The organism is Streptomyces sp. NPDC001135, assembly GCF_053598395.1.
The window spans coordinates 1-5164 of sequence record NZ_JBSFKD010000058.1 but is presented as its reverse complement, the minus strand read 5'-3'; the positions used below and the strand labels follow the sequence as shown (position 1 = coordinate 5164).

Below are 5164 nucleotides of genomic sequence, written 5' to 3'. Positions count from 1 at the left end.
ACCCCCCACCCCCCCCCCCCGCCCACCCCCCTGGGGCCCGGCCCCCCGCCCCCCCCCCACGTTTGGCGGGGCCGGGCCGGCGGTCGGGACGGTCGGTGGCGGGACGGTCGGCGTCGGGGCCGTCAGCGTCGGGGGCTGACCATCATGAACAGCACCCGCAGCACCAGCACACAGCTGATCACCAGCAGGTTGTAGCCGAAGAGCTCGAACAGCCCCAGACCGGTGCTCAGCCGGGGACCGCCCGAGGTGCGCAGCAGCTGGACACCGGCCAGGCCGATGATCCCGCCGAGGAAGGCGAGCAGCACCTCGTGAACCAGCGACCGCAGGAAGCGACGGTCCTCCGGGTCGCTGAACAACCGGGCGGAGACGGTGAACTGCCCGCTCTCCAAGGCGGCGCCGATGCGTTCCACCCGACGGGGCAGCCGGCGCAGCATGGGCACCAGCCCGAGCAGTTCCTCCGCCAGGGACTGTCCCATCACCTCCGGCCGCAGCTTCCGCAGGTGCTGGGTCACGGCGAAGGAACGGGCCTCGGCCACGATGTCGAATCCGGGCACCAGCCGGTCCAGGGAGCCCTCCATCGTGGCCAGGGCCCGGAACACGGCCGCGATCTCCGGCGGCACGCTGATCCCGTACCGGGCGACGATGGCGAACAGGTCGGCGAACATCTCCCGGTCCGGTTTGACGCCCGGCGCGAAGTGCCGTGCCAGGAACTGCCCGAGGGCCCGCTCCAGCCGGCGCTCGTCGATGTGCTCCGGATGCACCACCAGGGCGAGCAGCGCGTCGCTCAGCGCCGCCGGGTCGCCGCGGTGCAGGGCGAGCAGCATGCCGCGCAGCGTGGAGCGCAGTGCCCGGTCGATGCGCCCGACGGAGCCGAAGTCCAGCATCCCGAGCCGGCCGTCGGCGAGCAGCAGCAGGTTCCCCGGGTGCGGGTCGGCATGGAAGACACCACTGGTCATGATCTGGCCGAGCAGGCACTCCAGCATGGCCTTGGCCAGCGTCCGCCGGTCCAGGCCGCGTTCGTCCAGGACGTCGGAGGCGCTGTGCAGCGGCACGCCCTCCAGCCACTCGGTGACCAGGACGCGCCTGCTGGTGAGGTTCTCGTGTACGTGCGGCACCATGATGGCGAAGCCACCGGACTGTTCTATGGCGGCGGCCACGGACAGCGTGTTGCGGGCCTCGATACGGAAGTCGAGTTCTTCCTGGAGCGACACCGCAAATCCCTGCGCGAGCGTCAGCGCCCCCATGGTGCGGCCCCAGGCCGTGTGCTGTTCCAGCTTGGCGGCGAACCGGAAGAGTATGTCGAGGTCGTCGACGACGATCTCGCGGGCGCCCGGCCGCTGCACCTTCACCGCGACCTGTTCGCCGTCGTGCAGGACGGCACGGTGCACCTGGGCGATCGATCCGGCGGCGAGCGGCTTCGGCTCGAACTCGGCGAACACCTCCTCGGGTTCGGCGCCGAGTTCCTCCCGCAGCACCTGCCGGACGGCCTCCCAGGACTCGGGCGAGGCCTGGTCCTGAAGTGAGCTGAGCTCGGTGATGAACTCCGGCGGCAGCAGGTCGTAGCGCGTCGACAGCACCTGGCCGAGCTTGACGAAGGTCACCCCGGCCTCCTCCAGCGCCCGGCGCAGGGCCGGCGCCAGCGCGGCACGCTCGGCCGCGGCCCCCGCCCCGCGGCGCGACTTGCCGCTGAGGAAGCGGCCCAGACCGTGCCGCATGAAGATCCGGCTCAGCCGGGCGTAGCGGCGGGCGCGGGCGAACCTGCGGCGCAGCGATCGGGGCAGCCCCACCAGGCCACGCACCGTGCCGGACGGCAGCAGCACTTCGGTGGCGGCCAGGAACACCATGCTGACCAGCAGGGACAGCCCGATCTCCAGGGTGATCAGGGCGAGCGGCTGCACCCCCCGCAGCGGATAGCTGACCGCGCTGCCGGTGGTGAGTCCGACCGCGCCGGTCACGACGGCGCGCCCCTTGCCCACCTCGATGCCGAGCAGTCGCCGGGCCCCCGAGGTCAGGCCGGCCACGAACGCGGTCAGCGACAGCGCCGCGAGCAGGACGAGGACCGCGGTGCTCATGACCGCCGTCGGCGCCGCAGGGCGTAGGAGACGGTCACCGCGGCCAGCAGCGGCCCCCACAGCAGCAGCGGTGCGTAGGCCCAGCCCATGACGGTGCGGTGGACCCCGGTCAGGTTGGTGCTGTCGACCTTGTCCCATGCGAGGTACTGGCTGATGGTGACCGCCGTCATGACCAGGGCGCCGAGCGCGGCGGGGACGACCGCGGCCCAGGTGCGCACCGGCCGTCCCCCGATCAGCGGCAGCCGGCGTGGCGCGACCAGACCCCAGTCGCTGACCAGGCCGAGGGTGAGCAGTGCCGCCGCCTCCTGCAGGACGGTGATCAGCGGCAGGATCAGATAGCCGGTGCCCGGGATGCCGTAGTCGCTGCGCAGCACCGCCGTGCTGTAACCGACCGGGATTCCGGCGGTCATGGCCAGCCGCCACAGGGAGGAGGGCAGCGCCACCAGCGGCACGGCGTGAGCCGCCCAGCGAGCCCAGCGCGGCGGTGGCGGGACGGCCGGCGCCGTGAAGGGGGCGGGCGCGCCACGGAGTTCAGTGGTCATGGGCGGGCTACCTATCTACTCGTGTGTGCACATATCCGCGCCTGTGCGGCGCAACAGGGCGGAGCCCGGCCTCTCCGGGCCGCTGCGGGGCAGCGCGGAGAGACCGGGCTCGGGCCTGCTGGGGGTCACGCCGGCTCCCGGCGGACGTCACGTCCGGTCCGTCGGCGGGGCCGGGGCGGGAACGACGGACCGATCGGCGGTCTGCGGCTGGATCACGGCGCGCCTCCAGCGGGTCGGTGCGATGGGGGTCCGGCGCGAGTGTAGGAAGCGGAAGGCGTCTTCCGCTCCGGCTGTGGCAGGTTGCTGCCAAACGCGCCGGAGTGCGACCCGGGGCGCGGTTCGTCCGGTCAGGCGCAGCCGTGCCGCCAGTTCCAGCCGACGAAGGTGTGGCGCAGATCGACGTCGAAGCGGCAGGTGGCGGTGCCGTCGGCGCCCAGGTCGACGTACGAGTGGTGGCTGTTGGCGTACCAGTTCCCGGTCACGTCGAAGATGCCCCGGTAGGTGAAGTCCGCGTGCGCCTCGGTGTGGGAGACGGCGCAGTCGGCCGTGCAGTCGGCGTCGTGCCGGGACGAAGCCGGTGACCAGCCGGCGTTCCACGGCTCGCGGTTGTACTGCTCGCTGGCGTCGGTGGAGGAGCTGACGACCCGGCCGCCGCCGGTGGTCCAGTCGGAGGTCGTGTACAGGCCGGTCATCCGGATGTTGCAGCAGTCGTACATCTCGTTCCAGCTGGAGACGTGGTGGGTGCCGTCCGTTGCGGTGGCGGCGGCCGTGGCCTGCCGTGCCGCGGCGGCCCCCTTCGCCCGGTCCACCGGCACCAGGCGCACCGCGCCGAGCCGCGGGGCGCAGTCCGCGCCGATCGAGACGTCCTGTTGCACCGCCATGCCCGCGGGCGGCACGGGCAGCGAACCCGTCAGCCGCAACGCGCCGCAGGACCGGGTGGCGGGCCGCCCGTCGTGCCCGGCGGCCAGGGCGGCGGGTGCGGCGGCGGTGAGCACGGCGGCGACGAGCATGCCGACGAGAGCGAATCGGGTACGCAATTCCCGTCCCTTTCAACGGAGTCGGAGCCCGACCGAGTCGGAGTCCGCAGAACTTTCCGAGTCTTTTCGAGACGGGAACATAACGTCGGTCCTGCGATTGCGGTCCGGTCCTTCGGGATATGTGGCAGGAAACTGACGGTCCACGTTTCCCGGCATGGCCCGCACTGGCTGGCACCTTCATGTCATCGCAGTTGAGACGCAGGGGACCGGTACCGAGAGTGGTCGTCCGCATGTGTGAAATCGGCACTGCTCCACCACGTATCGGAAGGGTCTGGCGATGACTGTGCGGCACGTCGGCGGGACGGCGGCGGAAAAACACGCCGACCCCGTGGAAACCGGCCCGCTCGACCGGCTCGACCTCGACGATCCCGGCTTGGCGGGACGGCTGCGGGAATCCCTGGAGCGCGTCGAGAAATGGCTGCTGGCCATGGCGCAGGACGCCGGCGATCCCCGTGTCGGCGCGCTCACCGGCTATCTCGCCGAGGCCGGCGGCAAGCGGCTGCGCCCGCTGCTGGTGCTGCTCGGCGCCGAGTTCGGCGAGCCGTGGCGGGACGGCGTCACCCAGGCCGCCGTCATCGCCGAACTCGTCCACATCGCCTCCCTGCACCACGACGACGTCATGGACGGCGCCCCCACCCGGCACGGCGTGCCCAGCGTCCACGCCCGCTTCGGCGAACGGGCCGCGGTGCTGGGCGGCGACTGGCTGCTCGCCCGCGCCGCCCAGCTGGCCGCGCAGCTCGGCCCCGACGCCGTGCAGCTCAACGCCCGTACCGCGGGCCGTCTGGTCTCCGGCCAGCTGCGCGAACTGACCGGCCCCGCCCCCGGCGAGGACCCGGTCACCCACTACTTCCAGGTGATCGCGGGCAAGACCGCGGCCCTGCTGTCGATGGCCCTCGGCATCGGTGCCCTCCAGGCCGGCGCCCCCGCGGGCGCCGTGACCGCGCTGACCGAGTACGGCGAGCACCTCGGCCTCGCCTTCCAGATCGCCGACGACCTGCTCGACCTGCGGTCCCCGGCCGACGTCAGCGGCAAGGAACGCGGCACCGACCTGCTGGCCGGCATACCCACCCTGCCGGTGCTGCTGGTTCTGGAGAGTGCCGACCCGGCCGACGCCGAGCTGCGCGAACTGCTCGCGTCGGGACCCGTCCCCGCGGCGGCCGCGCGGCACGCCCTGGACCTCTTCGCCCGCTCGCCCGCCCTCGCCGAGACGGAGGCCGTGCTGCGCCGCCGCCTGGACCGCGCCCGCGGGGCCCTCGGCACGCTGCCCGCGCTGCCCGCCCGGCGCGCGCTGCTCGCCCTGTGCGACTACGTCGCCCACCGAACCAGCTGAACCGGCAAGGGAGTCGGCCATGACGATGCAGGAGCGGATCGCCGAACTCGACCGCATCCGCCGTGAGGTCCTCGACGGCGCGCCGGCCGCGACCGAGGCGCAGCACGCCAAGGGCAAGCTGACCGCGCGGGAGCGGATCGAGCTGCTCGTGGACCCGGGGTCCTTCCAGGAGGTCGAGCAGTT

At 72.9% G+C, this 5164-nt stretch carries 5 protein-coding genes; 2 read left to right on the top strand and 3 right to left on the bottom strand.

The annotated features are described in order from the left end of the window. Window positions 1-122: 122 nt before the first annotated feature. The 3 genes from ACWC94_RS40650 to ACWC94_RS40640 form a co-directional block, all read right to left on the bottom strand. Complete coding sequence (locus tag ACWC94_RS40650) at window positions 123-2072, bottom strand: ABC1 kinase family protein (protein ID WP_450802608.1); 1950 nt, start codon at window positions 2070-2072, stop codon at window positions 123-125. Further along, window positions 2069-2614, bottom strand: coding sequence for a hypothetical protein (locus ACWC94_RS40645; protein WP_450802606.1), 546 nt, complete (start codon window positions 2612-2614; stop codon window positions 2069-2071). Before ACWC94_RS40645 ends, ACWC94_RS40650 begins: the two co-directional genes overlap by 4 nt. 347 nt (window positions 2615-2961) lie before the next feature. Next, the gene (locus ACWC94_RS40640) at window positions 2962-3651 is read right to left on the bottom strand and encodes a hypothetical protein (protein WP_450802604.1); all 690 of its coding nucleotides are present in this window, start codon (window positions 3649-3651) and stop codon (window positions 2962-2964) included. Between the two features lie 277 nt (window positions 3652-3928). Here ACWC94_RS40640 and ACWC94_RS40635 point away from each other — a divergent pair, with 277 nt between their 5' ends. Beyond that, on the top strand, window positions 3929-4981 hold the full coding sequence (locus tag ACWC94_RS40635; RefSeq protein ID WP_450802602.1) for a polyprenyl synthetase family protein: 1053 nt from the start codon (window positions 3929-3931) through the stop codon (window positions 4979-4981). Window positions 4982-5000: 19 nt separating this feature from the next. Continuing rightward, window positions 5001-5164, top strand: a 164-nt coding sequence (locus tag ACWC94_RS40630; RefSeq protein ID WP_450802615.1) for a carboxyl transferase domain-containing protein, incomplete at its 3' end; no start/stop codon positions are given.